Source organism: Streptococcus cristatus (assembly GCF_003943815.1).
GTDB classification, from domain to species: Bacteria; Bacillota; Bacilli; order Lactobacillales; family Streptococcaceae; genus Streptococcus; species Streptococcus cristatus_F.
This window is the reverse complement of the sequence record NZ_RJNA01000032.1, coordinates 1-2,963: the sequence shown is the minus strand read 5'-3', so window position 1 is coordinate 2,963 and position 2,963 is coordinate 1. Positions and strand designations below refer to the sequence as shown.

At 31.0% G+C, this 2,963-nt stretch carries 3 protein-coding genes and 1 pseudogene; all 4 read right to left on the bottom strand.

Features of this window, described 5'->3' with window-relative positions:
- Positions 1–639 (bottom strand): annotated as a pseudogene (locus D8872_RS10535) (hypothetical protein); the annotation flags it as partial.
- Between the two features lie 110 nt (positions 640–749).
- Positions 750–1,241, bottom strand: coding sequence for a hypothetical protein (locus D8872_RS11065; protein WP_260471700.1), 492 nt, complete (start codon positions 1,239–1,241; stop codon positions 750–752).
- Positions 1,201–1,548 (bottom strand): hypothetical protein, encoded by a 348-nt coding sequence (locus tag D8872_RS11060; RefSeq protein WP_260470214.1) that lies wholly within the window; start codon positions 1,546–1,548, stop codon positions 1,201–1,203. The genes D8872_RS11065 and D8872_RS11060 overlap by 41 nt, the downstream gene beginning before the upstream one ends.
- Positions 1,549–1,974: 426 nt before the next feature.
- The coding region (locus D8872_RS10880; RefSeq protein WP_185761423.1) for a hypothetical protein at positions 1,975–2,963 on the bottom strand (989 nt) is incomplete at its 5' end.

The window sequence follows — 2,963 nt, the reverse complement described above, 5'->3', positions numbered from 1 at the left end:
GTAGAAATAGAAGAAAAAGACGATTGGTAATATCGTCATCAAAGCTACAAGGGCTGGTAATCTTGAAAAGATATCACCAATATTTACTTTTATTTGTAAAATACCTCTTAGAAATTCTTGAAGTTTATGCAAATAATAGGCAACATCTCCTTTCAATATTTTCAAAGAGAAACAAGCAAACAAAAATGCCAAGAACATAGGTGTGCTTATTATAAGTCTAAATATATTAAGTGATAGCTGAGTCAAGGAGAGTTTAGATAACCCTATCCAGACTGAACTTTTTTCACCACCACCATAAGTTACCCAACCTACACGTAATAATCGACTTAGTCTTAACAAATAATAATTTAATCTAATTGTGTAAAGCGCAATACTCACCTTTTTCGTTCTTACTGCCCATTGCCCTAGTTTACTCAAATAATAGCTTACTCCACTATATAACTCAATAATTACTAAATCATATATCACTAACAATGAGAGTATTTCTAACCAAAATATAATAGTTAATACATATAGATTCCGTTGAGAAACTTCCAAATTAGTAGAAACAACTGAATTCACTATAACTTGCCTAAAAAATAGTACTAGTACTAGCGCTATAAGCGACAAGATAATATTAAATACTTTACTAAACTTCATACCTTAAACTCTCTCATAAATTTATTTTAATCTCTCAGTCTCTAGAGTCTCTATAATTTCTTCCCAATAATCATACTCATCACAAATGTACAACAGTGTATTAAATGGCTTCAAAAAATCTGTTTCGTCGATTTCTTTTTCCCAACACCGTGTCCCACCATGTGTCTATTGGGTTCATCTAGCGTAAACCTTTTTGTATCTTCGAAAAAATTAAATAACAAATGCATTAGCCCTATATCGCTAAATGACTTATCGATAAATATACTATCAATTTCTTCAACAGCTTTATACCCAACTAGTATTGTCTTCCTTGAAGAAATCATTTTTGAAATTCTATTTAATGCACCATCAATTGCCAAACTACCCAGAGTGTATGCTGCATAGTAGTTTTGATTAAAGTAGCAATCAACCATTGATTTTACTAGAGGACCCAAGAAACACGGCGAATTTTGTAAGGCAATAATAAAATCCTCATTGTTTAGTTTATCCCTAAGCAACTCGATCCATTCGTCCTCCAAGGCATTCCATTCCTCAGTAAGTACACGCTGATAAACATTTCTATCACGAAAATAAATAATCCATCCATTTATTGTATGAAGCAATCACTTCTGACATGGCATTGATAGCACTTTTGTCCACTTGAATTGATGAAGTCAGACTTGCTAAAGGAGTTGTCAAATTAGCAATATTCACTAATTTAGATGCACTTAATGCATTTGAAGCCACAATGATTCCTGAAATATTAGAAGTATTTACTGCTGCTTGAAAGTTACTAAAGGTATTAGCCAAAACAGAAATAGCTCCAGTATTTTGTCCCAATTTTATCTTCTCAGAGAGGTTTGTTGCGTTGTCTAAGGCAATTTTTATAGAGTCTATTTCAACTTTCTTCACTTTTTTACTATCAGTCATTTCGTCCTCACAAAACAGCTTATTCATATTGTTTATTATATCACTAAAACCACAAAATGACCTTAACCATTCGGTCACAGTCGCTGACAACTCTACCTCAGTCCATCTAAAACTTGAAGGCAATTTTCCCCTTCTTATGTGCTCGTTATTCTGTCCAATAACAAGCACATAATTAAACCATTTTATTTTCTAAACTTAGAATTTTAATCGTTAACTGAGATAATATTCTAAAAAGTTATTGACTCCTGTCAGATCGTAATGCTTACTATAAAATTACTAGATGTTCTGTAAAAATATAAACTACTATTCTATTTCTACTTCGCTGAAGTATCAGCTCGTACAAGTAGTGATACCGCCTCAACATGTGGTGCTAGCAAACTTCTATATTGTGGAACAAAATATATTTCTAAAATAATTAGAAATATACTATTGTATTAATCTCCAAATTTTTGATATTCCTGTTTTTTTGTACTCAAAAACATCAATATTGCAGCATATATTCTTGAGTAGTTTCATTATCTCAATTAATAAACCTATAAATAGTTTGTCAAATTTTATCTCATCATAGACAATATATTTCTGAGCTATGGCAAATTCTTCCTTAAGTTCCTTTATATTTATAGTATTACCATGAGCAAGCGTATTACGTACTTTTTCAAAAAAAGTTAATGTCTTAATTACTTTGCCTCTTTGCTTCTTGCTAAAATCAGTGCACAATTCAAGAATTTGGTCAAGTTTCTGTTCAATTAACTTTCTCTTTTTATTATCCAACTGAATCAAAATCTTATTAAGCGGGTCTTCTATTAAGAATTTATTTATAAATTCAGTGACAGGATACTTGTCTTGATAAATATAGTTTTTCATGTCAAAAATTGCCTGTTCTTGAAATTCATGCTGATAAAAATCCAGCAATTCAGCAACGATTAACTCAATTAAAGAGTCTAAAGAAATAAAAAGCATTAAGTATGCGGTCTGAAAGCTACTAACAGTATAAAATCTATAAGACTCTAAAACATACTTACACCAGACATCGGAATCGTATTCTATAGAATAATAATGGATTTCATTACACAGCTCTGCTTCACCAAACTCAATATAATCTGCTCCATTGTATGTTTTTAAAATCCCCGAAAAACTGAAACTCCCACCATAATGGTCAACATTTGTAATATTCAAATGTTCTGAATAATTTGAAGCATCAAAATCATATTCATCTGTTTTGTATATAAAATAATCACTCGGACTATGATGCAGTAATAAATCACTGGATAGATTTAACTGACCTTTACCATAAATGAATAATTTATCTGATCTATGATCTCCCTCAAAATATTCATTCTCGAAATCACATCTTACAAGTTGCCTTTCATAATTTGCGTCAATCAGATTAGCCACAAACTTCAAAACTTCAGAAT